Source organism: Octadecabacter antarcticus 307, assembly GCF_000155675.2.
Lineage (GTDB): Bacteria > Pseudomonadota > Alphaproteobacteria > Rhodobacterales > Rhodobacteraceae > Octadecabacter > Octadecabacter antarcticus.
The window spans coordinates 1,982,145-2,005,153 of record NC_020911.1 but is presented as its reverse complement, the minus strand read 5'-3'; the positions used below and the strand labels follow the sequence as shown (position 1 = coordinate 2,005,153).

22 protein-coding genes and 2 pseudogenes are annotated in these 23,009 nt (G+C 54.5%); 16 read left to right on the top strand and 8 right to left on the bottom strand.

The genetic code is table 11. From position 1 onward, the window contains the following. Window positions 1-367: 367 nt before the first annotated feature. Window positions 368-1,429 (top strand): IS630 family transposase, encoded by a 1,062-nt coding sequence (locus tag OAN307_RS10165; protein WP_015499675.1) that lies wholly within the window; start codon window positions 368-370, stop codon window positions 1,427-1,429. On the opposite strand, the gene OAN307_RS10160 is transcribed toward OAN307_RS10165, so the two are convergent. The 3 genes from OAN307_RS10160 to iolD are packed head-to-tail and all read right to left on the bottom strand — an operon-like array spanning window position 1,395 to window position 4,747. Then, the gene (locus OAN307_RS10160) at window positions 1,395-1,991 is read right to left on the bottom strand and encodes an SDR family NAD(P)-dependent oxidoreductase (protein WP_083902947.1); all 597 of its coding nucleotides are present in this window, start codon (window positions 1,989-1,991) and stop codon (window positions 1,395-1,397) included. The two genes, OAN307_RS10165 and OAN307_RS10160, sit on opposite strands and share 35 nt — an antisense overlap. After that, window positions 1,988-2,884 carry a myo-inosose-2 dehydratase gene (gene iolE, locus OAN307_RS10155; protein WP_015499674.1) on the bottom strand — a complete coding sequence of 299 codons (897 nt, stop codon included), beginning with the start codon at window positions 2,882-2,884 and terminating at the stop codon, window positions 1,988-1,990. Before iolE ends, OAN307_RS10160 begins: the two co-directional genes overlap by 4 nt. Window positions 2,885-2,887: 3 nt before the next feature. After that, entirely contained in the window at window positions 2,888-4,747 is a 1,860-nt protein-coding gene (gene iolD / locus OAN307_RS10150; RefSeq protein WP_015499673.1) for a 3D-(3,5/4)-trihydroxycyclohexane-1,2-dione acylhydrolase (decyclizing), read from the bottom strand. A gap of 174 nt (window positions 4,748-4,921) precedes the next feature. Between iolD and OAN307_RS10145 the strand changes: the two genes are divergently transcribed. The 3 genes from OAN307_RS10145 to OAN307_RS10135 are packed head-to-tail and all read left to right on the top strand — an operon-like array spanning window position 4,922 to window position 8,141. Next, window positions 4,922-6,352 carry an NAD-dependent succinate-semialdehyde dehydrogenase gene (locus OAN307_RS10145; RefSeq protein ID WP_015499672.1) on the top strand — a complete coding sequence of 477 codons (1,431 nt, stop codon included), beginning with the start codon at window positions 4,922-4,924 and terminating at the stop codon, window positions 6,350-6,352. Window positions 6,353-6,360: 8 nt separating this feature from the next. Then, window positions 6,361-7,173 carry an HpcH/HpaI aldolase family protein gene (locus tag OAN307_RS10140; protein WP_245541025.1) on the top strand — a complete coding sequence of 271 codons (813 nt, stop codon included), beginning with the start codon at window positions 6,361-6,363 and terminating at the stop codon, window positions 7,171-7,173. Next, window positions 7,173-8,141, top strand: coding sequence for a hydroxyacid dehydrogenase (locus OAN307_RS10135; protein ID WP_015499670.1), 969 nt, complete (start codon window positions 7,173-7,175; stop codon window positions 8,139-8,141). The genes OAN307_RS10140 and OAN307_RS10135 overlap by 1 nt, the downstream gene beginning before the upstream one ends. On the opposite strand, the gene OAN307_RS29925 is transcribed toward OAN307_RS10135, so the two are convergent. Further along, complete coding sequence (locus OAN307_RS29925; protein WP_015499669.1) at window positions 8,088-8,594, bottom strand: hypothetical protein; 507 nt, start codon at window positions 8,592-8,594, stop codon at window positions 8,088-8,090. The two genes, OAN307_RS10135 and OAN307_RS29925, sit on opposite strands and share 54 nt — an antisense overlap. A 30-nt stretch (window positions 8,595-8,624) precedes the next feature. On the opposite strand from OAN307_RS29925, the gene OAN307_RS29420 reads away from it, so the two are divergent. Both OAN307_RS29420 and OAN307_RS10125 read left to right on the top strand, forming a co-directional pair. Further along, window positions 8,625-9,230: a Gfo/Idh/MocA family protein gene (locus OAN307_RS29420; protein WP_015499668.1), complete on the top strand. Its 606-nt coding sequence runs from the start codon at window positions 8,625-8,627 to the stop codon at window positions 9,228-9,230. A 32-nt stretch (window positions 9,231-9,262) separates the two neighbouring features. Further along, entirely contained in the window at window positions 9,263-10,141 is an 879-nt protein-coding gene (locus OAN307_RS10125) for a MurR/RpiR family transcriptional regulator (protein WP_015499667.1), read from the top strand. A gap of 346 nt (window positions 10,142-10,487) precedes the next feature. On the opposite strand, the pseudogene OAN307_RS10120 reads toward OAN307_RS10125, so the two are convergent. From OAN307_RS10120 to OAN307_RS10110, 3 genes and pseudogenes are all read right to left on the bottom strand, one after another. After that, window positions 10,488-11,174 (bottom strand): annotated as a pseudogene (locus OAN307_RS10120) (IS6 family transposase). A 227-nt stretch (window positions 11,175-11,401) separates the two neighbouring features. Next, window positions 11,402-11,605: a Y-family DNA polymerase gene (locus OAN307_RS10115; RefSeq protein WP_044043528.1), complete on the bottom strand. Its 204-nt coding sequence runs from the start codon at window positions 11,603-11,605 to the stop codon at window positions 11,402-11,404. Continuing rightward, entirely contained in the window at window positions 11,602-12,036 is a 435-nt protein-coding gene (locus OAN307_RS10110; RefSeq protein ID WP_015499665.1) for a LexA family protein, read from the bottom strand. The genes OAN307_RS10115 and OAN307_RS10110 overlap by 4 nt, the downstream gene beginning before the upstream one ends. Window positions 12,037-12,321: 285 nt before the next feature. On the opposite strand from OAN307_RS10110, the gene OAN307_RS10105 reads away from it, so the two are divergent. Then, the gene (locus tag OAN307_RS10105) at window positions 12,322-12,537 is read left to right on the top strand and encodes a hypothetical protein (protein ID WP_044043526.1); all 216 of its coding nucleotides are present in this window, start codon (window positions 12,322-12,324) and stop codon (window positions 12,535-12,537) included. Window positions 12,538-12,849: 312 nt separating this feature from the next. On the opposite strand, the pseudogene OAN307_RS27910 reads toward OAN307_RS10105, so the two are convergent. Further along, a pseudogene (locus OAN307_RS27910) lies at window positions 12,850-13,043 on the bottom strand (IS5/IS1182 family transposase); the annotation flags it as partial. A 749-nt stretch (window positions 13,044-13,792) separates the two neighbouring features. Between OAN307_RS27910 and OAN307_RS10085 the strand changes: the two are divergent. The 9 genes from OAN307_RS10085 to OAN307_RS10050 all read left to right on the top strand — a co-directional run bounded on the left by OAN307_RS10085 (window position 13,793) and on the right by OAN307_RS10050 (window position 22,833). Continuing rightward, entirely contained in the window at window positions 13,793-14,998 is a 1,206-nt protein-coding gene (locus OAN307_RS10085) for an urea ABC transporter substrate-binding protein (protein WP_015499663.1), read from the top strand. A 56-nt stretch (window positions 14,999-15,054) separates the two neighbouring features. Beyond that, window positions 15,055-15,921, top strand: a complete 867-nt coding sequence (locus tag OAN307_RS10080; RefSeq protein ID WP_015499662.1) for a branched-chain amino acid ABC transporter permease — start codon at window positions 15,055-15,057, stop codon at window positions 15,919-15,921. Between the two features lie 12 nt (window positions 15,922-15,933). After that, complete coding sequence (locus tag OAN307_RS10075) at window positions 15,934-17,745, top strand: ABC transporter permease subunit (protein WP_015499661.1); 1,812 nt, start codon at window positions 15,934-15,936, stop codon at window positions 17,743-17,745. Then, a complete protein-coding gene (locus OAN307_RS10070; RefSeq protein WP_015499660.1) occupies window positions 17,738-18,436 on the top strand; it encodes an ABC transporter ATP-binding protein in 699 nt (232 codons plus the stop codon). The genes OAN307_RS10075 and OAN307_RS10070 overlap by 8 nt, the downstream gene beginning before the upstream one ends. A 3-nt stretch (window positions 18,437-18,439) precedes the next feature. Further along, window positions 18,440-18,589: a hypothetical protein gene (locus OAN307_RS28920; protein WP_187292569.1), complete on the top strand. Its 150-nt coding sequence runs from the start codon at window positions 18,440-18,442 to the stop codon at window positions 18,587-18,589. Continuing rightward, on the top strand, window positions 18,573-19,934 hold the full coding sequence (locus OAN307_RS10065; protein WP_015499659.1) for an amidase: 1,362 nt from the start codon (window positions 18,573-18,575) through the stop codon (window positions 19,932-19,934). Before OAN307_RS28920 ends, OAN307_RS10065 begins: the two co-directional genes overlap by 17 nt. Window positions 19,935-19,940: 6 nt before the next feature. Beyond that, window positions 19,941-21,074: a transporter substrate-binding domain-containing protein gene (locus OAN307_RS10060; RefSeq protein ID WP_015499658.1), complete on the top strand. Its 1,134-nt coding sequence runs from the start codon at window positions 19,941-19,943 to the stop codon at window positions 21,072-21,074. Further along, a complete protein-coding gene (locus OAN307_RS10055; RefSeq protein ID WP_217564387.1) occupies window positions 21,071-21,667 on the top strand; it encodes an ANTAR domain-containing response regulator in 597 nt (198 codons plus the stop codon). Before OAN307_RS10060 ends, OAN307_RS10055 begins: the two co-directional genes overlap by 4 nt. Window positions 21,668-21,891: 224 nt before the next feature. Continuing rightward, a complete protein-coding gene (locus tag OAN307_RS10050; RefSeq protein WP_015499656.1) occupies window positions 21,892-22,833 on the top strand; it encodes an IS1595 family transposase in 942 nt (313 codons plus the stop codon). Window positions 22,834-23,009 lie beyond the last annotated feature (176 nt).

Sequence of the window (23,009 nt, the reverse complement as noted above, 5' to 3'; positions counted from 1 at the left end):
TATATACTTCAACTTCTTATGACGACAGACAGGCTAGGCTCTCAGTTTTTCGGTGGGAGCGGGGGCTTGTCCGTCATATCCATCCCAAACGGACTGATCAAAATGGATAACTGCGGCAGTCATCATCCCGCTATTGTCGAATGACATCCACAAAACAGCTCGCACAACTTCTTCCCGATCCAGAAGCCTACCGAAAGGCTGGCTCGCATTGGCTTTCTTCTCCCAATCCGTGTCGCCAGTTTCGGACAATTAAAGCGCACTCTCGTTGTCAGATGCCATCCAACCGATATCGAGTTATACACAGAGTCCTCGATCACCCGAATTTTGACGGGTTGACGTCTGGACGTAGACCGATTCAGCTATCTGCATGATCCGTCCCGGTTTTCTTTCTCCCATGGAGCGCCTTGAGCTTGAGGTCTGTGTTCGCAGTCAACGCGAAGATCATGGGATTGCACGGCGTGCAAATGCGCTTCTTTTGCTGGATGATGGGAAGTCCTGTCAGGTAATCGCGGAATTTCTATATTTGGACGACGACACCGTTCGCGGCTGGCACAAAACCTATCGTGAAAACGGCTGGGATGCGCTTGCAGTTGATGGCTGGAAAGGCGGTCAATCTCGTATGGCCGCTGACCAAGAGGCGGCATTATGCGACTGGCTGGACGGCCGCTTCTGCCACTCGTCGGTTGAGATAAGAGCCCACGTTTCAACAAAATTTGGCCTGCGCTACTCGCACTCTGGCTGCATCAAGCTTCTTGCCCGGTTGGGGTTTGAATATCGCAAGCCCAAGGCCCTGCCGCGCGTTGTCTCTGCTGAAAAGCAGGCCGCATTTATCGCATTGTACGAACGTCTGATGGGCGATCTGGGCGCAGATGAAGCCGTCTATTTCGCTGATGCTGTACATCCTGAATATCAGACAAAACCCAGCCATGGCTGGGTAAAGGCAGGATCAAACCCGGCGATCAAAACTACAGCAGGGCGTGGCCGCGTAAACATCCATGGCGCGCTGAACCTCGAAACCTTCGACACGCCCTTTGTCGAGCCAACCACCGTCGACGGCGTTAGTGCCGCGCAACTTCTGGCCAAGATTGAGGCTCGCAATCCCGACAAGCGAATGATCCACGTCATCTGGGACAATGCCGCCTATCACAAAGGGCCAGATGTCAGGGCCTTTCTCGCAAGGCCAGACTGCCGCATACATCTTATCCAGTTGCCGCCATATTGCCCACATCTCAACCCCATCGAGCGATTATGGGCGGTCATGCATCAACATGTGACGCACAATCGATATCACCCGACACAAAAACAGTTCGCGAATGCGATCCTGAAATTCTTTCGCGAAACCATCCAAAATGAGTGGAAAACCTTCCGAAGCCAAGTCTCAGACAATTTCCGCGTCATAACTCATGAAAAATTTCGGGTTTTGCCGTAGCTGCGGTATAGTTGACATAAATATGGTTGCTCATCAGCGCATAGCCTGAGTTGCGGGTCAATGCGGCCAGCACGGCTTTGGACGCGCTATAGAGGTCGATGAAGGGCTGACCCACAAATTCCGAGGCGGAGCCAATATTCACGATCCGGCCCTCGATCCCTTCGCGCTCCATGATTTTGACTGCATCCTGCATGAGGAATAACAGCGCTCGAGTGTTGACAGCAAACTTCCGGTCAAAGAGTTCCGGCGTGGTGTTCCTATTGGGTGACCGATCGGTCAGGTCAGCTGCGTTGACAAGAATATCAACCCGTCCAAAGCGCGCGTCAGCTTCTGCCATGGTCTGGCGCACGTCATCAATGTTGCCAAGGTCAGCCGCGACCACCAGCATCGGCACGGCGGTTTTGGCCTCGATGGCTTCGGCTACCTTACGGCCTTTTTCGGCGCCGCGTCCTACTATAGCCATGCCTGCAGCAACGGCCATGGCAAAATTCCGCGCGATGGCCGCGCACAAACCTTTGGTGCCGCCCGTTACAACGGCGATTTTTCCATCAATAAGTTTCATTTTGTGACCTCATAGCCTGCCGCCGCCATTACACGCATGAGTTCCTTGTGGCCGACCTGGGCCATCTTTAGCGGTGGGTTCTTCACCGGGTCTTGTTCCGCCTCAACCACGAACCAACCCTCATAACCCCTGGCCGCAAGGGCCTTGACTATCGCTTCGAAATCCAACGAGCCATCGCCGGGAACGGTGAACGCGCCTTTGATCACGGCGTCGAGGAAACTCTCCTTGCTACGGTTGAGAGCGTTTATGACCTCCATCCGTACATCCTTGGTGTGGACATGCGAGATCCGAGCTGCATGGGTGTTAATTACCCGCATCACATCGCCACCAGCAAAGGCCATGTGACCCGCGTCATACAGAAGCGGCACCGAAGAATGCTTCATGAAGAGATCAAGCTCGGCCTCGGTTTCAACCGCCGCCGCCATGTGGTGATGATAGCTGAGCGGCATGCCTTCCGCCGCGCACCAATCAGCAAAATCCGAGACCTTGCGCCCATAGGCTGCCATCTCAGCCTCGGTCAGTTTGGGCTTTCGCGTCAAGGGCGTATTGCGTTCACCCTGAACCGAGCGAGCAGTTTCGCCGTAGACGATGCAAGGCGCACCAGCGGCCTTAAAGAATAAGTGCTGCTCGGCAATGCGGTCTTTCTCGACCTCGATGTCTCCGTCCAGCAACAGCCCCGAAAACCAGCCCCCGCAGACAGAGATGCCATGACGGTCGAGAATGGGCCCAAGTTCATCCATGTTCATCGGAAAGCGGCGGCCCGTTTCCATGCCCGTCATACCAGCCTCGGCCGCTTGCCGCAGACATTCATCAAGGCTGACATCATCTGACAGTTCGGCCAGATCGTCATTCCACCACGCAATCGGTGCGATCCCAAGTCGAGCTTTCAGCATGGATCAGACCCCCCGACGTTGTTTGGCGCGGAAGGCTTCCTGACCCTTACGGGCTTCCCGGATGCTTTCTCGCTCGTTGATTTCAGGGACGCCTACGTACCAATCGGCCCCGCCGGGTGTCCAAGTGTAGGCATCTGAATTGATGCTGATGACCGTGGTGCGGTCCGTGGTTTGGGCCCATTCCATCGCCGCTTCAAGATCGGCTAGGCTGTCGCAGTGGCGCGAAAGAGCACCCATGGATTCCGCGTGTTTGGCAAAGTCCACGTGTAGCGGATTGTTCTTGTTCAGAACCCGGCTGTCCTTGAGCAAGTTATTAAAGCCCGGCACGCCCATGCCCGTTTGCAGGCGGTTGATGACGCCAAAACCACCATTGTCACAGACAACAACGATCATTTTGTGCCCAGACAATACCGATGAATAGATGTCTGAATTCATCATCATGTAAGACCCGTCACCGACCATAACGATAGGAACACCATCGCCATCTTTGGCCATTGCATGACCCCACGCCCCGGCGATCTCGTAGCCCATGCAGGAAAACCCGAACTCGCAATCAAAAGTATTGGGCGCTTTCACGCGCCAGTTCTTGACCGTCTCGCCCGGAAGGCCCCCAGCGGCCGTGACCATCGTGTCCTTTTCTGTCGCTACCTTGTTCACAACGGCAATGACCTGCGCATAGCTTGGAACGGCAGCATCTGTGGGCGTTTGACCCGCGTCCAACATGGCGTTCCAATTTGCATAAAGCGCCTGCGCCTCTGTCATGCGTGCGGGATCACAGGTCCAGTCGCCCATGGCCGCATCAAGGTCTAACAGGCATTCCAGCGCGTCACCAACAACTGGCAAAGATCGGTGTTTGCGTGCATCGAAACCGGCTGCATTAATATTGATGAATTGGGTGTCGCGATTAAATGTCGTCCACGACCCAGTGGTGAAGTCCTGTAGTCGCGTGCCAACGGCAATCACGACATCAGCGCCTTCGGCCATTTCTTTGGCCGCGTCCGTACCTTCAATGCCAAGTGGTCCGACGTAGGCGGAGTGATCATGCATCACCGCCCCTTTTCCCGCGATGGTCTCGGCCATCGGAATGCTACGCGCCGTGGCGAAATCAGCCAATACCTCTGCTGCGCCGGAATAGCGCACGCCGCCACCAGAGATGATCAGCGGCTTCTTTGCGATTTTCAAAAGCGCGGCGGCTGCTGCAACCTGATCGCGATCAGGGCGGGCGCGCGGAATGGTCCACAATGTTTCTTCAAAAAACTCGACCGGATAATCGTAGGCAATTTCCTGAACATCCTGTGGCAGCCCAATGAATGCAGGACCACAGTCAGCAGGTTCCAGCATCGTCGCGACCGCCTGCGGAAGAGATGAAATGATCTGTGCAGGGTGGATGATTCGGTCCCAGAACCGCGACACGGAGCGGAAGCTGTCATTTACGGTCGTCGATGGCTCACCATAATGCTCGACCTGCTGCAACACAGGGTCTGGCAAGCGGTTGATATAGGTGTCACCCGAGATCAACAGAACCGGCAGGCGGTTGGCATGCGCCACACCTGCAGCGGTCACCATGTTGGTTGCACCCGGCCCAACCGAAGTAGTCGCGATCATGATTTGGCGGCGCAGCTTCGCCTTACCAAAGCCGATCGCGGCCAGCGCCATGGATTGTTCGTTCTGGCCGCGCCAGGTTGGCAGAACGTCCTGCACCTGTTCAAGCGCCTCGGACAGGCACGTCACATTACCATGGCCGAAAATACCAAAAACACCCGCAAAAAGCGGTACACGCTCGCCGTCGATTTCCGTGTGCTGATTGATAAGATAACGCACTAGCGCCTGCCCCACTGTCAACTTAATTGTATCTCCGACCATGTCGCCCCCTCCGATAATCTAATTTCAATTTGCAATGATTATTGACTTTATAAACATTTTGCAACAAACATTGCATGAAAATTCTTTTGGGAGGGGTCATGCTTAGAATCGCTTTGCTTTGCAAAGCTCAGTCTTTGACTGCTCACGTCAGATAAACATCAGAGAGAAAAACTAATGTATCAGGAATTCGGCCTATTCATCGCAGGCAACTGGGAACGCGGCGCGACAACCGCAACTGTCATAAGCCCCGTGACCGAAACCCCACTTGGCGATGTGACAACAGCCACGGCCGCCGATTCAAAGCGCGCCATCAATGCGGCGGCAAGCGCGCTGGCGCCCTTGCGAGCGATGGGTGGCTTTGCCCGCGCTGATGCGATGCACCGGATCGCAGATGAAATGACCGCGCGCGGCGATGAAGCCGCGCTCATGATTTCTACAGAGACAGGTAAGCCACTGGCGCAAGCCGGGCGTGAATGGGTTCTTTCGGTGGATCAGTTCCGCTGGTACGCTGAAGAAGCACGCCGCATTTACGGCCGCGTGGTGGAAAGCCGCGTCCCCGGTGGCCGTTTTGAGATCACAAAAGAGGCTGTTGGAATTGTTGGTGCCTTTACTGCGTGGAACTTTCCAGCGTCCCTTCCTGCCCGCAAGATTGCTCCCGCTCTTGCGGCAGGCTGTCCAGTTGTCCTGCGCCCCTCCTCGCAGACACCGGGCGTTGCTATGGTCATGGTCGATTGCATCCGTGCTGGTGGCCTTCCGGACGGTGCGATGAACTTGGTTGTTGGATCAACCGCTGATACCTACGGTCCAATCATGGCCGACCCTCGCGTGCGCAAGGTATCTCTGACTGGATCAACGCGAGTCGGCCAGCAGATGATCCGCGACGCGGCAGAAACTGTGAAAAAAGTGTCGATGGAACTGGGCGGCAACGCGCCGTGCATTATTTTTGACGATGCCGACCTTGGCGCCGCGCTGGACGCCTGTGTGCCTTCGAAATTTGGCAATGCGGGTCAGGTCTGCGTAACGCCCGACCGCTTTTTCGTACATGACAGCCTGCATGATACCTTTGTGGCCGAATTCGCCAAGCGCGCCGCAGCGCTGACACTGGGCGACGGGCTGGATGATGACGTTGAAATGGGCCCTCTGATCAACGCAGGTCGCATGACCGAAGTGGATGCAATCGTGCAAGAGGCTGTCGCGGCCGGTGCCAAGCTGGAAACAGGCGGCCAACGCGCCGCTGGCTTCAATGTGGGCCATTTCTATGAGCCAACTGTGCTATCCAATGTGACCGACGATATGCGGGTCTTTGCCGACGAAAACTTTGGCCCCATTGCCGCGATCAGTCGTTTTTCGGGCGACGACGAGGTTTGGGCACGCGCGAATGCCTCGACCATGGGTCTGTCGGCCTACGCCTTTACCCGTAGCCCAGAGCGTGCGCGTCGAGCCGCGGCCACACTGAAAGCAGGAATGGTTGGGATCAATTCCTTTGCGCTGGCCGCAAGCGAGGCACCCTTTGGTGGCACCAACTACTCCGGCCTTGGTCGCGAAGGCGGCTCTGAGGGCATCGAGGACTACCTTGATACCAAGCTATTACAGATTGTGTTTTGAAGGGGCATATGATGCAAAATAATAAGCTCAAACAACTTTGGGCCGCTGGCAAGCCCGCGATGAACGGCTGGTGTTCCATTGGCAATCCGTTCACAGCCGAGATTATGGCCGCACAGGGCTATGACAGCGTGACAATCGACATCCAGCACGGCGCGCTTGATTATGGCGATGCCCTGCCAATGTTACAGGCAATGCGCGCTTCCAGTGCGACGCTGATGGCACGGGTGCCGTGGCGCGATCCGGGCTATATCATGAAGGCGCTAGACGCCGGTGCCATGGGGATCATCTGCCCGATGGTCAACAACCGCACTGAGGCCGAGGAATTCGTGTCCTACATGCGCTATCCACCCTATGGGCAACGCAGCTTTGGTCCGACACGCGCGGCTGTGGCGATTCCTGGCTATGGCGTGGCCGCGAACGACGAAGTGTTGGCGCTGGCGATGATCGAAACTGCTGACGGCATAGCGAACCTTGACGAAATCGCCGCGACACCGGGGCTGGACGGGATCTATGTCGGCCCCGCAGACCTGACCCTGGGCACCCAAGAGGGCCGCCTGCCGCCGGGGTTTGACCGTCAAGAACCCGAGATGATCGCCCTGATCAAACAGATAGCTGAGGCCTGCAAGGCGAACGCGATCTCAGCCTGTCTGCACTGCGGCACGCCAGAATATGCAACACAGGCCATCGGCTGGGGTTACAACCTGACCACCGTCAGCGGCGACTCGCGCCTGCTTGCAGGCGCAGCTGGGGCCTCTGTTACGGCATGGCGCAAATTGAACGGTCGCGACGGCGACGCGGGTGACGATGGGGGAATGTATTAATGACGCATCTTCTTGTTGCTGGAAAATTGCATCCAGTGGGTGTCGCGAGTCTTGAAGTGCTGAAATCCGAGGGTGTTAAAGTCACCTATATCGAAGAAATTGATGAGCCGAGCTATGCCGATCACATCGAGACTGCGGATGCTTTGGTGATCAGGACACAACCGCTGTCTGCGGTGACCATCGCCCGTGCCGAACACCTGAAAGTCGTCTCGCGCCATGGCGTCGGCTATGATGCGGTTAATGTGACGGCACTGAATGCGCGTGGTATTCCGCTGGCGATTGTGGGCGATGTGAACTCGGTCTCGGTCGCGGAACACGCGATGATGCAACTACTGGCTGGAGCCAAACAGGCGATCCGTGCAGACCGTGCGGTACGTGATCCGGCGAAATGGGGCTGGCGCAACCAGTTGGAACAGCGCGAAATATCAGGTCGGAACCTGCTGATCATCGGGTATGGCCGCGCGGGGCAAAAACTGGCACGGATGGCGGTAGGCTTTGATATGAGTGTCTGCGCCTATGACCCCTATCTGCAATCTCAGGGCTGGCCTGATGGCCCTGTAAAACCGATTGACTCGCTGGCCGACGCTTTGGCGTGGGCGGATTGTTTGTCGCTGCATGTGCCACGCGGGGATAAGCCGCTGCTCGATGCCGCCGCATTCGCACAAATGAAACTCGGCATGATCATCGCGAACACCGCGCGTGGTGGCGTGCTATGTGAAACTGCACTGGCCGCCGCCTTGTCCGATGGGCGTGTCCATTCGGCGGGATTGGACGTCTTTGACGTCGAGCCACCAACGGGCGACATGGCGCTGGCCCATCATGACAATGCAATCCTGTCGCCCCACATCGCTGGGTTGACGGAAGAGGCCAGCGAACGCATGGCCTTGTCCTGCATCGAAAATGCAATGGATACCCTAAACGGTACAATTGACCTTCGGTTGATCGTTAACAAAGAAGCACTGAAATGACTTAAAAACAAAAAATTCTCTATCAGGATTATCGGCTCTGGCTTCATGGGCAAGGCCTATGTCTTTGGCATTGTCACTGCACAAAAGGTTTTTGACCTGCAGATGCAGATTGATCTGCACACAGTGGCCGATATTAATGATAAAGCTGGCGCCCGCCCCGCCCATGAATTTGGTTTTTCTATGCCACATCCGACTGGCGCTCGATGTTGGCCAACCCCTAAGATCGATGTGTTCGATATCACCGCCCCCAATGCATTGCACAAAGAGATGGCGCTGCAGGCAAACACGTCTATTGCGAAAAGCCGTTGCCCCCCTGGCCGCAGACGCCGCTGAAATGGCCCTGGCAGCCGAGTCTGCCAGCATAAAATACAGGTCGGCTTTAGCTACATTTGCAACCCGATGTTTGAACTCGCACGCAAGATGATTGCTGGCGGTGAGTTGGGCTAAATCCATGGCTATCGCAGGTTACATGCTGAGGACTATATGGCAGACGCCGATGGTCAATATACGTTCCGCCACGATCCAACAGGCGGCGGTGCACTGGCAGACTTGGGCAGTCATGCATTGGCGACCGCAGAATTTTTGCTTGGCCCAATTGCACGCGTCATGGGCGGCGGCGTGACGACCATTTCAGAGCAACCTGACGGCAAACGTGGACGCCGCGCAATCGAGGTTGGCGACATTGGGCGCGCGTTCCTACGATTTGAAAATGGTACCAGTAGATCAATTGAGGGTAATTGGCTCGCTACGGGGCGCAAGATGCAGCACGATTTTGAGGTGTACTGTTCAAAGGGTGCTCTTTATTTCAATCAGGAAAGATTCAACGAACTGCATAATTATGCGACCGATCCCAGAGGATTCCGTTGGATAGATGCCACGCCCAATCACGCGCCGTATGGCAGTTTCTGTGTGGCTCTGGGCCATCAGATCGGGTTTAACGACCTCAAGTCAATCGAAGTCGCTGGTAATGCTCGTGCAATTGCCGGACAACGTACAGAGACGTTTTCATTCCAAAAGGGCCTACGAATTCAACATCGAGTTGAAAGCATTCAGAGGTCCTCGGCTTGCGCAAGCTGGGTCGACGTTTGATTGCCGAAACATGATAACCGGGACGACCCAAAATGACCCAAACACAGCCACCGGAGGATTACGAAAGCCTGATCCGTTTGATTCATGACCGATATGACGGCATGAGCAAGACACGTCAACAGATTGCGGTATATCTGACGCAAAATCCTAATGACGTGGCGGTCCGTTCGGTCAATGCAATCGCCCAAAACTGTGACATTCATGCGTCCAGCTTTGTGCGGTTCGCGCAATCGCTGGGATATGATGGCTTCAGAAGCCTGCAAGCGTTGTTTCAACAACGCCTCGCGACAGCAGCCCCGGGGTTTGAGGCGCGGGTCTATGCGCTCAAACAAGAACTGAAATCGCGCGATGGTCTTTCCGAGGCGGACTTGTTGCGGGATATGGTGGTCAGCGATGCCGCCTCAGTGCAAAGCCTGCTTGATGAGATCGACGCCAATGATCTGGCCAAAGCCGCAGAGATTTTGGGCGACGCAGAAACGGTGTTCCTTTTGGGTCAATTGCGATCTGCGCCAGTGGTCGAATTGATCCGCTACCTTTTGACGATGGTTGGCAAGAAATGCATCATGCTTGACCCCAGCGGTGGACTTGCCACGCATATCGCGCGCACCATCGGGCCAAAAGATGCGCTGTTGGCTGTCTCATTCCGGTTCTACGCAAACGAGGTGGTGTCGATTGTCGAAGAAGTCGCAGCGCAAGGGCGGAAAATCGTAGCTTTGTCAGACAGCTCGCTGTCGCCGTTGGCCAAGTCAGCGCATGTCCTCCTTGCGGCTCATGAACATCCCGGACCTTTGTCGCGATCCATTACCGCACCTATATGTTTAGCACAGGCGATCACTTTGGCAGTTGCCTCGCGCATGCAAACCGCTCCAAGCGTGACCGGTATTCCATCGGTGACGGGCACAAAACAGTGAAACACCCTAACACCATTCGAGTCCACTACCACCAACTTGCCGAATGGCTCACCGCTTCTCAATAAAAGAGATTGCGCAACAAACGTCCGTGAGCAATGGCCGCAAGATCAAGCGCGATAGCAGACATTGAAGTCCGTAAAGGGAAGGTCTCTTTTGTCGCAAGCATCAACACTACATCCGATCAAGCGACATTTTTGGCTTCGATCTCAGCTTTCTACTCCTCAACCATGGTCTGATACGCCCATGGCATCAGCTCGCCAATGCAGTTGGCGGGTGCTGTCAGACGAATGCGAACAAGTCACTGTTCTCGAGCAACCTCAATCGCTTAGGCTAAGCAGAGGTCGCGCTACTCGGTCAGAGCGGTGGCGCAGTTCAGCTTGAAATTTGATCGGTTGTAAATATGATGATACGCATTGAAATTGTTGTGGACTGAGCCGTGTACGGCGACGAATTTCTGTAAAATTCGCATCCGCCTAAAGCGAATCATGGCCCGCTCTCTTCGTCTAAATGGCTAGTGTGAATTCTCGGCTCGATTGTTGAGCCAACGGCCGGTTTCCTGTTTGTCGACATTGCCGATGACCTTCACTGCAGCGCCGTAGGAACGTAACTTGTCGGTCACAATGACATATGGTCGACCAAAGCGCTTCATTGTTTTCCTGAGAAATTTCGATGCTGCCTTGCGATCACGGCGCTTTGTGACGAAGCGTTCCAGGACTTCCCCTTCGTGATCCACAGCCCGCCAAAGATAGTGCGTCTCGCCGTTGATTTTCACGAACACCTCGTCCAGGTGCCACTGCCAGTTCGAATATGCGCGCATCTGGCTGACCCTTTTCTTGCGGATCTCTGCGGCAAACAGCGGGCCAAACCGGTTCCACCAAAAACGAACGGTTTCGTGGCTGATATCGATACCGCGTTCGTGCAAAAGATCCTCAACATTGCGAAGCGAAAGCGGGAACCGAACATATATCATGACGGCCAGACGGATGATCTCTGGGCTCGTCTTGGAGTAGCGGAAAAGGATGCGTTTTGTCATCCCGCAACGCTAATTGCGCGCTCTGCCCGCCTCAACCGATTTTGCTCTGACAGTGCCGTAAGCTGCATTCAAAAAATTCCTCTCGTATCAGCACTATCATGACACTGGGAAAATGTTGTCACAGTCCGCGCTTGATGATCAGCGACGGACCTATAAGGGCCAAGCGCTCTATGATGATGAAGTTCATCCCGGGCATAGCTGCCTTCCCCAGTTTGGCAGCGATAGCTCTAGGTGCCGAGCGGGAACATATCCCTGCTGAGCGTATCAGGCTTCTTAATGCCGAGCGCTTTTGCTTCATCACTGCGCGCCACGGCGCACCCGTCATTGTTTGACAGCACGATCACCGGCACGTTCTTTAAAGTGGGATCAAATATCCGCTCAGCTGAGACATAGAAGTTTGCGCTGTCCGAGATCGCAATGGGCCGCTTCATTCAAGATCATACCGCCGCACCACACCTGCAATGACGCCCCATATCTCGCTGTCTTCCGTCAACTCGATATCTGGAAAGCTCTCTTTGCTGTTGGCCGGAGCCAAGAAATACCGCCCGTCCCGCTTGCGCAACATCTTCGCAGTTACAGCACCTTCAACGACTGCCAAAACAGCACGCCCAACTCGACGCTTACCAGCACGGTCTACGGCAATAATATCCCCATCTCGAATGCCTGCATCCCAAAGGCAATCACCCTCAACACGCCACCAAAACGTCGATGATGGGTGCCGGACAACCCATGAAATGGGGTCAATCTCGTCCTCAAGGTCATCTCCAGCAGGCGACGGGAACCCTGCGCTGACGGCGTTAGCAACCAGACGAACAGGCATACCATTTGCAATGACTGGCGTCTCAACTGGAAAAACAGGCACACGAATTCTCCCTTGGTGTTCTGGTAATGTTCTCCCATCTCTCTCAGTTTGATATGATGAGTCAATGGCCGACGGCGGGCAACGAGGAGTATCACCACGAATGACATCACTGCATCCGTAAAGCCTAAAAAGTGACCCGAACTAAAACGGATGGAGCCCCCATCGGCGGCATTCATGCAAATGCTGCATGGCGGCATTGCGGAAAGGGCCATTGTGCAACTGCAGCATGGTTATACATCTTAAGTACAAGAAGCGCACAAATAACTAAAGAAATCGAGTGGCGACATGACAACATTAACAGCACCATTTTTTTCCGGCTCATCACTGAGATCTCGTTTTGAGGCGTTCCGCGCTCAGATGTCCGAGAACGCAGCCAAGCGTAAGGTCTACTTCGCGATACTGAAGGAACTTGAGCAGTGTTCCCCACGTGACCTGCAGGAACTTCGAATTGCGCCATCATCGATCCGTCAGATTGCCCACGAAGCAGCTTACGGCGCGTAAGACATAAAGTTCGGATCTTTCCCCTCCTCTCAAACAGTCAGATCCTGACAAGGCCAACACACAACCTCTTTCATGAAGCAATGCTTCAAACACCAGTTTCGGAACCGCCCACCTCCTCCCGGGTGGAACCGAAAATACCGCTGACAGCGCTCACCTCCTCCCGAGCAATGTTGGCGAAGACGCGCCTTGCTTCTTCTCCTCCCGAGACGCACCGAGGCGCGGATACATAAGAACGGTCATGCTCACCTCCTCCCGAGCATGACCGTTTTTTGGTTTAGAGGGGCGATGCAGGAACTTGGCCCATACGCTTATCGCCTCCGGCAGGTCATTCATCAAGGCGTTAGCGCCAGTATAATCACTGACTTGCCCTGCTGTGATAAAGAAACGGATAGGGCGTCCGCTGGTGTCTGTGATCGCATGCATTTTGGTATTCATGCAGCCCTTGGTCAGTCCAATCAGGCGGCCTTCCCCCCTTTTTTTAACCTTAGGCTGTAGGTTGTGTAATGTGGGTTATTGCCTTTAGCTTGCTTTTTAACAACTGAAACGTGCCGTTTTTGGCAGGGAAGCTGTGTCAGGGGTTTTGTCTTTGGCGTGGTATGTAGCTAATGGCGGGTTCGTCGCATAGCGTTAGATATACTCCGGTCAGGTCGCGCAATAACAACAACAAGAACCCAAACGATCAGCTAAGAAAATTCCCGCCTGTCGTACCTAACGGGGTGCGAATTCCCCCTGTGAGGGAAAGGCCCAGGAAGGACCCAAACACTTCAAGTTTGCGCGATTAATTCCGCCACAAAGGGCGGAAACCGGACTTTGTGGCGGAGGGCACTGAGGTCTACTACGCGGATAAACCGCCGTTTATTTTTTTGCCTGTGCTGGCGCAGCATTCCTTCGCACATGCAGTAGCGATCTTTTGGTAGTGCAGCGAACTTCACCATACCAGCCATTCAGGCTGTGGCTATATTTGGAAATTTCAAACAACTTATAAGTAGTACAAGAATGCAAAAGCTGCGTCGCGCGTGCACTGGATTTACCGGTGAAATGTTGTTTGCATCCAGCCGGTTATCAAAGTCTCGATATCTCGCCTTGACAACGTGTGGCACCATCGTCTTAGATAAGGGTGTGCGACGATGCACGCAAAATCACCAAGCGACACAGCTGGACGTTGACGCCCGAAAGGGTCGCTTTTTGATTCTTATCCCTTAAGCCTCTAGTTGTGATCGACGTCTTGTCTGTTTCAAAACAGGGAGCTTAACTAATGAAAAATCTAATTGGAGCGCTGAGCGTCACCACCGCACTTGCAATGACAACGACTGTTGCAATGGCTGAAGTCAAAGTTGGCGCAATTTTTGACTTGACCGGCGGCTTGAACATTTACGGCATCCAGCAGGACAATGCGCTTGATTTGGCAATTGCCAGCGTGAACACAGCTGGCGGCGTCAACGGCGAAGAGGTCGTTGTTGTTGGCTATGATGCACAATCCGAGCTGTCAAAGTATACCCAGTTTGCACAAACAGCAGTTCTGCGCGACGGTATCTCTGCGATGTTTGCTGGTTTGACCAGCTCTTCGCGGGAGGCGATCCGCCCGATTTTCCGCGAAGCAAACATTCCCTATTTCTATTCTTCGCTTTACGAGGGCGGCGCATGTGACAAACAGACTTTTGTGACGGGTTCTTCTGCGTCCCAACAACTGAGCGTCTTGATTAAATGGGCTGTCGAAAACTATGGCCCTCGCATTTACATTATGGCACCAGACTACAACTTTGGCACAATTTCTGGCCATTGGATCCATGAATACGCTGCACAGTACGGCGCTGAAGTGGTGGGCGAAGACTACCTTGCGCTGTCCGTGACGGACTACGCTCCGACCATTCAGAAAATTCAAGCAGCCAACCCAGACGTTGTAGTGGCACTGCCTGTTGGCGCTGCCCAAACGGGGTTTCTCGAGCAGTTCGCTGCGGCTGGCTTGAAAGACAGCATCGGTGTTGTGTCGACTAACTACGGCTCGGGCAATCAGCAGGTTGTTGTATCCCCACAAGCTGGCGAGGGACTTGTATCTGCCATGGGGTACTTCCCGTCGGTTGAAAACGATGCCAACACTGCGTTCAAAGCAGTATGGGAAGCTGAATATGGCACGGACACACCAATCGTCGCCGGAGCCGTTGATGTCTGGAACGCTGTGCATTTGTGGGCCGCTGCGGCCAACCAAGCTGGTTCAACCGAGACTGACGCTGTTATCGCAGCTCTTGAAAGTGGTCTGAGCTTTGAAGCACCAAACGGCACTGTCACGCTTGAACCTGGATCGCACCATTTGCGTCAGAACATCTACATTGCGCGCGGCAACAACGCGAATGGCTTTGATATCGTAGAGACATTTGCAGACGCAGCGCCAACGTATGAGAACGAGATGTGTGATCTGATCGCCAATCCCGATCTTGCTGAACACTTCACACCAGAAGGCTAAAACCAAAATGGTGCGCCCTACTGTTTGCACGGGCGCACCGCTTTCGGGAGGAAAGCATGGAACTCGATTTTTTGGTGACGGTTTTACTGTCGTCGCTTTCTAGCGCGTCAATTTTGTTGATCGCCACGCTTGGCCTTGCGGTCGTTTACGGGCTGATGGGTGTTATCAACCTCGCCCACGGTGAATTCCTAATGGTCGGGGCGTACTCCGCGCTGACTGCAACTCAGATCGGGCTGCCCTTCGTCTTGGCTATCCCCTTTGCCGTTGCGATGACGATGTTGATTGGAGCCATTGTCGAGTTGCTGATTATTCGGCGTCTCTACGGGCGCATCTTTGATACGATGCTGGCCACTTGGGGGCTTGGAATGGTGTTCAACCAAATGGCCGTTTTGCTGTTCGGAACCGTCACACCGGGCATCGGGATGCCACAATGGAACTTTAAGATCGGTGACTATAGCCTTGCGGTTTATCCCATCGCGATGATTGGCGTGGCCGCTGCAATGCTGATTTTCGCCTACTTTTTGATGACCAAGACCGTCTACGGCATGAAGGCGCGGGCCTCTATCCAACAGCCTGAAATGGCGCAGGCCATTGGTATAGACAGTTCGCGGGTCAATACGCTGACATTCGCCATCGGATGTGGTCTTGCCGGCTTTGCCGGTGCGATTTTGGTGCCTATCATTCCCGCGACCCCCTCAATGGGGCTATTCTTCGCAGTGAAGGGCTTCTTGGTCGTTGTGGTTGCAGGCCCTGTCGCCATTACCGGCACAGCGATGACTGCCCTCGGGCTTGGCGGTGGCGCGTCCATTACCGCCAGTTTCATGACGTCTGTGATCGGCGACGTTTTCTTCTTCCTCATAACTGCTTTGCTGCTGTGGCTGTACCCAAGGGGTATTTCGTCCAAGTGGCGTCGCAAGTTGTAAAGGCACCATAGCATGTTTGAAAAACTTCACCGAAGGTCAGGATTGGTATTTCCGATCCTCGCCACACTCATCGCCTTAGCTATTTCAGGCTCACTCGACCCCTACCTCGCCTTTGTTGCAACTTCGTGGATCATTTTTGGTCTTCTTGGCCTCAGCCTTGACGTGATCTGGGGGCGTGGTGGCCTGCTTAGTCTCGCGCAAACGGCCTTTTACGGCTTGGGCGGATACTTTGGCGCAGTTATCGCCATCAACATGGCACCGTCATTTGGCATGACTTTGGTTTGGGCTCTGCCCGCTGCCGCAGTCTTTGGTGCCTTGATCGCCGCTGCGTTGGGATACATCATCTTCTATTCGCGTATGGGCGAGCTCCAAAGCACGATCCTGTCCTACACCTTCACGCTGCTTTTGTGGTCTGTTACGCAGACGTTCAAACTGGATGTTGGCGAAGCAACAATTGGTGGGGACAACGGGCTATCCAACATACCAGGGATTATTCTGGGGTTCGGGGCAGAGGCCGGCAAGCTTAAGCCGAATGGGGCGTTTGCAACTGTCGTTGTCGTCAGCGCTGCTGTATACTTTTTCACCCACTGGTTAATGCGCAGCAACTTTGGCAAGGTTGTCGATTGCATCCGTATCGACATCGAAAAAACTGAGCTACTTGGCTATGATATTCGCAAAATCCAAGTTCTCAACTTTGCTTACTCAGGCGCAATCGCAGGGATCGCGGGTGCGCTGTTTGCGCTTTGGGCGAACTACCTGAACCCGTCTATCTTTTCTGTTCAAGAGGCATTGTTGATCCCAATCTACGTCTTGGTTGGAGGACTGGGCACACTTGCAGGTCCGTTCCTTGGGGCCATCGTCATTGGCGCTCTGTCCTTCTGGCTTGGCGGTGGTGCTGCGGGTGGTCAAACCACGTTGATCCTCGGTGCCATCCTGATCTTGCTCGTCTTGTTCCTGCAAAACGGCTTTCTTGGTGCGCTCAATAAGCTGTGGATGCGTTACCTGCCTGACCCGAACGAAGCGGCGCGCAATGCGGGTGCTGTCAAGATCGACACAGATGTGTTGGATGCCATCCTGGCAGAGGCAACAGCACAAGCCGGCCCTGCCAAGAACCTTGTGACGGATGAGGCGTTCAAACAATTCGGCGGTGTCATTCCCGTCAACAAAGTCAGTCGCAACTTTACACCAGGCAAACCCTATTCGCTGATCGGACCAAACGGCGCTGGCAAAAGTTCGTTTTTAAAAACCTGCGTGGGAATCTACCGGCCTGAAGGTGGCAAAATCCTGTTGGGCGACGATGATATCACCAAGGCGGCTATCTTTGATCGTGTCCGCAAAGGTATGGGCGTCAAAAACCAAAAACCGCAGGTGTTTGGCGACAACACCGTCATGCAGAACCTGTGGATCGCGGCCTACGCGCGCACCAAAGACGGGCGGGCAGCCGATGTGGTTGCGACGCGTATCTTGGGCATGCTGGGTATGGATGGCCAAAGCGCTGTTCAGGCGTCTGCGCTATCGCATGGTCAACAACAATGGCTCGATATCGGGATGGTGCTGTGCCTTGCGCCGCGTGTCGTGCTGTTGGATGAGCCTGCGGCCGGCATGACAAATGAGGAAACCCGCGAGTTATCCTTACTGGTACGCACCTTGGCCAAACACACGACGGTCGTGGTGGTTGAGCATGACATGGAGTTTGTCAGAACGCTTGAAGGCCACGTGACGGTCCTTCACCAGGGCAAATTGTTTGCCGAAGGCGATATTGAAACACTGCGCGCGAACGATGCTGTTCTCGACATTTATCTGGGGCGGGGCGAGCATGTTTAAAATCACAGCGGCCACGGGTGGCTACGGCAAGACCACCATCATTAGAGACGTGTCTATCAATGTCAAAGCAGGCGAAATGGTCGCCCTGCTGGGGCGCAACGGCGTTGGAAAATCGACACTAATGCGCTATGCGACGGGGCTGATCAAGGCAGAGGCTGGCACAGTTGAGATCGGGGGCGAGAGAGCACCACCATCGCCTGCGAAACGCGCGCGGCTCGGTCTGGGATATGTGCCACAAGGCCGCTTCGTATTCCCACGTATGACAGTAACGGAAAACATCGCTGTGGCTGCTGCTTCAAACGGGTTTGATGCGAAAGAAACGGTTGCGGAAATGATGGAAGACTTCCCACTGCTGCAACCGAAGGCAAACGACCTGGCCGGTGGGCTGTCGGGCGGTCAACAACAGATTCTCGCCCTCTCGCGCGCCTTGGCCATTCGTCCCAAAATCCTGTTGCTTGATGAGCCGACAGAGGGTGTCCAGCCATCTATCATTGATGAAATGGCTGGCGTCTTAAAGCGGATCAATAAGGATCGTGAGATAGCGATTTTGGTAGCAGAGCAGAACCTTGATTTCTGCCTGTCCATTGCCGATCGCGCTTATGTCATGGAAAAAGGTGCGATCCGCATGGAGACAGACCGCGATAGTTTACGTGCAGACAAAGCGCTCCAGCAAGAATTGTTGGGGGTATAGGCAATGGCCGAGAAACTCACCGAGGATCAGCAGAAGCGGATCGCTGCCACCCTGCGCCGTATTCGTGCGGGACTGTCTCGCGCTACAGGCGGCCAGTTTTCCGAACCCGCGCACCTTTTTAAGCCGGTGGTACATCATGATACATCGAAATGAGAGCCTGACGGATATGATTGCCGCTTTGGCCGCGGGGACGCAGACGCCGCTCTCCCTGGCAAAACAGTCCCTTGCGCGCGCGGCGCAACACGCCGACTTGAATGCGTTTGCAGCACTTGATGCAGGCATCGTGATGGCACAGGCCAAAGCGGCAAACCAGAGGCGAGCGCGGGGTGAGGCGTTGAGCCCGATTGACGGCATCCCCATCGCGATAAAGGACAACTATCTGACCAAAGACTACCCAACGACGGCTTGTTCGAATGCCAAACCGTTAGAACCCACGGGTCAGGACGCCACGATTGTTGCAAACTTGCGTGCGGCAGGTGCGGTGATTTTTGGGAAGACCAATATGCACGAATGGGCATTCGGCGCAACCAATACGACGTCCAACATCGGCCCAACGCGTAACCCGCACAACATCGATCATATCACCGGTGGCAGCAGCGGAGGATCAGGTGCGGCAGTCGCGGGTGGCATCGTTTCAGCTGCCTTCGGCAGTGATACAGGCGGCTCAATCCGCATCCCATCTTCTGCCTGTGGTATTTATGGGTTCAAGCCCAGCTATGGCCGTGCGTCTCGCCATGGTGTTCTGCCGCTGAGTTGGTCATTAGATGCCCCGGGGCCAATGGCCACATCGTTGCAAGATATTGTGCATTTGTTGCCTTATGTTCTTGGGGCTGATCCAGCGGATCACTCCACGTCTGGGGCGGGCACATTCAACGAGGCGCCTGCGCCAAACACGATCAAAGTGCTGAACTTATCTGGGCCGGGGCTTGAGCGAGCCACAGACGTTGATGAAGCCATCAATACGGCACTATTGCGTAGCAAAACTGACGTCACGCAGGCTTCGCTCAGTAATATCGATCAGTATTTAGCATCATGGGAAGCGATCCTGCACTGCGAAGCCTCATCTTATCACCAGGCTTTGATGGCGCAGGAACCAGCAGGCTTTAGCTCTGTCACGCGCGCACATCTTGAAGCGGGAGAGCAAATCGGTGCGACTGAATTGTTAGTGGCTCAAAAAATTCGCGCACAGCTGATGCCTGCGTTGATGAATGATATGCCCGATTGGAATGTGTTAGTCCTACCCACTCTGCCTGTAACCGCGCCCAAGCACGGCGATGGTTGGCAAGAATTTGGTGGCCGTCGTGTGACAACTCAAGACAGCATGACATGGTTTTGTTGGCTCGGAAATCTTGCTGGGTTACCATGTCTAACGATACCAGTTGGGAAATCACATGCGGGACTGCCGATTGGAATGATGTTGATGGGTAAACCGAGTGGAGATGAAGAGCTTTTGGCAGCGGCCAAAGTTATTGATCAAAACATAAAAAAGGCGGGATAAAACATCGTGAAAGAGACTGTCAAAGTAGGCGTTTTATTCTCGCAAACGGGCAGTATGGCCGTGACAGAGACCGCGCACATCAACGGGGTTCTGTTAGCTTGCGAAGAGATCAACGAAGGGGGGGGCATCCGTGGACGGCAGATAGAGCCGATTTTGATGAACCCCGAAGGCGACGACCGAAAATACGCCGAAATGGCCACGGACCTGCTGGTCAACTATGGGGTCAAAACGATCTTTGGGTGCTGTCTATCAACGAGCCGTAAGGCTGTTCTGCCGTTGATTGAACGCTTTGACGGCGTGTTATTTTACCCATCTGTCTACGAGGGTTTTGAGTATTCTCCAAACGTCATCTATGGGGGCGCTGTGCCCAACCAGATCGTGCCACCCCTTCTTGAGTATGTGTTTGAGCATCACGGACGTAGCATTTCTCTGATCGGCTCAGACACGCTTTATGCGCGAGAAATCAATCGGATTGTGAAAGAGTTCTTGTCCGAAAGCGGTGGTGACGTCGTCGCCGAAGTCTACCTCCCCTTTTCCGCTGAGACAGGCGAGATACGGGCGGCAATTGCGCAATGCGGTGTTGATCAAACTAACGCGGTCCTGTCGACGATGGTCGGAGGGGACAGTGTGGCGCTATATGATCTCTACGCGGAAAGTGGTTTGCGTGAGAAATCGGTTCCGATTGCCTCGCTGACGACGACCGAAACCGAATTGATGAAGGTTGGCCGAGGTGCGCGAAGCGGCCATATCTCTATCGCCTCGTACTTTGCATCGGTTGAAACGCCACAGAACCCTACGTTTGTCTCGGCGTTTCAAGAGAAATATGGCGTGAATGCAGGCCCAAGTGTCTATAGCGAAGTAGGCTATTCGCTTGTTCATTTTTACGCGAACGCGGCGAGACTTAACGGCAAAGTCGACACAAGAAGTGTCCTGCAAGCCCTATCTGGCTCTGTGTTCAAAGCACCGGGTGGTGACCTGTCTATCGACATGGACACCAACCATTTTACGCTACGCCCCCACATTGGTCTCTCGCGCACGGACGGCACATTCGATGTCGTCTGGGATAGCCCGAAAGTTGCAGCACCCGACCCCTACCTTGTGGCTTATGATCGCTCGATCACAACCCGAGTAGCCGGTTGAGCAGCTTTCCAACCAAAACGGATGATCTGGTGCGGCGGCTGCGTCGCATGCGTATTCTTGTTATACATCCCGATGATGAAGAGCGTGCTACACTTGTGGCGCATCTAAAACGGATCGGTTGCCAAGTCGACATGGTTTGGCCCGCACCTGATTCCTTGCCCGATTACGCGGATGTTGTGCTGTTCCTTCTGGGTCCCAACCGCGATGCTAACACAGTGTCTTGGATGGCCAATGCAGGCGATATTGCCCGCATCGCGATTATCTCCTTCGAGACGCCTGAAATTCTGAACGCGTTAGAACGGCTGCACGTGCATGGCGTCTTGTCCAAACCGATCCGTATCTTTGGTGTCCTTGCTGCACTGACGACAGCGATTGGCCTTGCGCGCCATGAGGCGACACTGCGAACGCGTGTCCGCTCGCTCGATGAAACGCTGAAAGCGCGACGGAAAATAGAGCAAGCTGTAGCGCTACTGTCGGAGTCTAAAGGCATTGATGAGCAATCTGCGTACAAACGCCTGCGCGACAAATCCCAGAACTCTCAGCGCAGTATCGGTGAGATCGCAGACGCGATTATTGCTGCAAACGATGTTTAGAGTGGAACTGATTTATTTCATCTAGCTAAGACGAAAATGTGGTCGCCTTAAGTTCCCGATGTTCAGCATACATTGGTCGGATAGACCTCTCGAGTTCGCACAAATTGTGAAATGCCAAAAAGGCGGTCTTGATGTGAGCAAAGGCTTATCCCCTTTGCTCCGGCGGCACCTGATGTAGTGCGACGCGGCTTGCCAATCTACAATGTTCTGGTATTGTTCTTCTTATGCCAGCCAGATGGAAAAACGACAAACCCATGTCCCGCCCGGCGTTCGACGCCCGGTTCTCTGATGAGGAAGCGTGTTCTCATTATCTGTCGGAACATCGTTGGCCTGAGGGCTTCGTGTGTCCTTCCTGTGGCACCTGCAAGGGCTGGCCGTTAAAGCGAAACCGCGCGACTTGGGAATGTGCCGGTTGCGCACGGCAGACATCCGTGACGGCTGGCACGGTGATGCACAGCAGCCATTTGCCGTTGCGAATTTGGTTTCTTGCCGCGCACATCATCACCAGTCATTCCAACGGCATGTCAGCGCTGCAACTTCAGGCGCAACTTGGCCTTGGCAGCTACAAGACGGCGTGGCTCCTCTTGCAAAAGCTGCGGCGGTCGATGGTCAACCCTGACCGCAACCCCCTGAAAGACCTTGTCGAAATCGATGAAACAGAGATGCCGTTCCGGTCCCGGCATGATCCCAAGGACCGGCCAAAGGGTGGGCGGAGCCCGGTCGGAAAGATGTTTGTCGTCTGTGCCGTCGAGTTATCAAGTGACGGACATCCGCGCCGGATCAGGATGAAACACATTCCCAACGGCGCGTCGAAGACGCTGCACGGGTTCATTGATCAGGCTGTAGAACCTGGCGCTCACATCATCACGGACGGCTGGCTCGGTTACGAAAACCCCCCTGCAAACACGCATGAGGCGAAGGTCGTCAGCGGCAAAAAGGCACATGACATACTCCACTGGGTCCACCGCGTGTTCTCCAACCTGAAAACATGGGCAAAAGGCGTCTTCCACGGCCTCAGAAAATGCCATCTACAACGCTATCTCGACGAATTCGTGTTCCGCTGGAACCGACGGCGACACATGCGAAGTGCCTTCGACACGCTGCTGGGGATCGGTGTTGGTCTCGGGCCAGCGACATATCGTGATTTTGTTGAACAGCGCGCCTGAAGGCCCTCGTTCACGGCAAAAGCCACGCCCAATAAATCCACCAGACGTTACAAACTGGTCCGATCCACCTCTCAAGTCACAAGGGCGAGGCTCTGCGCCGCGTCAACATGTGGGGCAACCGGACTAAAAGGGATAAGCCTTATGTGAGCAATTGAAGGGGAGAGGCCTTTTTTCGC

Bases quoted from the DNA above. Each gene is read 5' to 3' on its own strand.
- OAN307_RS10050 (WP_015499656.1), top strand. From the start codon at position 21,892: ATGCCAGCCAGATGGAAAAACGACAAACCCATGTCCCGCCCGGCGTTC.
- OAN307_RS10145 (WP_015499672.1), top strand. From the start codon at position 4,922: ATGTATCAGGAATTCGGCCTATTCATCGCAGGCAACTGGGAACGCGGC.
- OAN307_RS10070 (WP_015499660.1), top strand. From the start codon at position 17,738: ATGTTTAAAATCACAGCGGCCACGGGTGGCTACGGCAAGACCACCATC.
- OAN307_RS10165 (WP_015499675.1), top strand. From the start codon at position 368: ATGATCCGTCCCGGTTTTCTTTCTCCCATGGAGCGCCTTGAGCTTGAG.
- OAN307_RS10115 (WP_044043528.1), bottom strand. From the start codon at position 11,605: ATGAAGCGGCCCATTGCGATCTCGGACAGCGCAAACTTCTATGTCTCA.
- OAN307_RS10080 (WP_015499662.1), top strand. From the start codon at position 15,055: ATGGAACTCGATTTTTTGGTGACGGTTTTACTGTCGTCGCTTTCTAGC.
- OAN307_RS28920 (WP_187292569.1), top strand. From the start codon at position 18,440: ATGGCCGAGAAACTCACCGAGGATCAGCAGAAGCGGATCGCTGCCACC.
- OAN307_RS29925 (WP_015499669.1), bottom strand. From the start codon at position 8,594: ATGGATTTAGCCCAACTCACCGCCAGCAATCATCTTGCGTGCGAGTTC.
- iolE (WP_015499674.1), bottom strand. From the start codon at position 2,884: ATGCTGAAAGCTCGACTTGGGATCGCACCGATTGCGTGGTGGAATGAC.
- OAN307_RS10140 (WP_245541025.1), top strand. From the start codon at position 6,361: ATGATGCAAAATAATAAGCTCAAACAACTTTGGGCCGCTGGCAAGCCC.
- OAN307_RS29420 (WP_015499668.1), top strand. From the start codon at position 8,625: ATGGCAGACGCCGATGGTCAATATACGTTCCGCCACGATCCAACAGGC.
- OAN307_RS10085 (WP_015499663.1), top strand. From the start codon at position 13,793: ATGAAAAATCTAATTGGAGCGCTGAGCGTCACCACCGCACTTGCAATG.
- OAN307_RS10160 (WP_083902947.1), bottom strand. From the start codon at position 1,991: ATGAAACTTATTGATGGAAAAATCGCCGTTGTAACGGGCGGCACCAAA.
- OAN307_RS10075 (WP_015499661.1), top strand. From the start codon at position 15,934: ATGTTTGAAAAACTTCACCGAAGGTCAGGATTGGTATTTCCGATCCTC.
- OAN307_RS10135 (WP_015499670.1), top strand. From the start codon at position 7,173: ATGACGCATCTTCTTGTTGCTGGAAAATTGCATCCAGTGGGTGTCGCG.
- OAN307_RS10125 (WP_015499667.1), top strand. From the start codon at position 9,263: ATGACCCAAACACAGCCACCGGAGGATTACGAAAGCCTGATCCGTTTG.
- iolD (WP_015499673.1), bottom strand. From the start codon at position 4,747: ATGGTCGGAGATACAATTAAGTTGACAGTGGGGCAGGCGCTAGTGCGT.
- OAN307_RS10105 (WP_044043526.1), top strand. From the start codon at position 12,322: ATGACAACATTAACAGCACCATTTTTTTCCGGCTCATCACTGAGATCT.
- OAN307_RS10065 (WP_015499659.1), top strand. From the start codon at position 18,573: ATGATACATCGAAATGAGAGCCTGACGGATATGATTGCCGCTTTGGCC.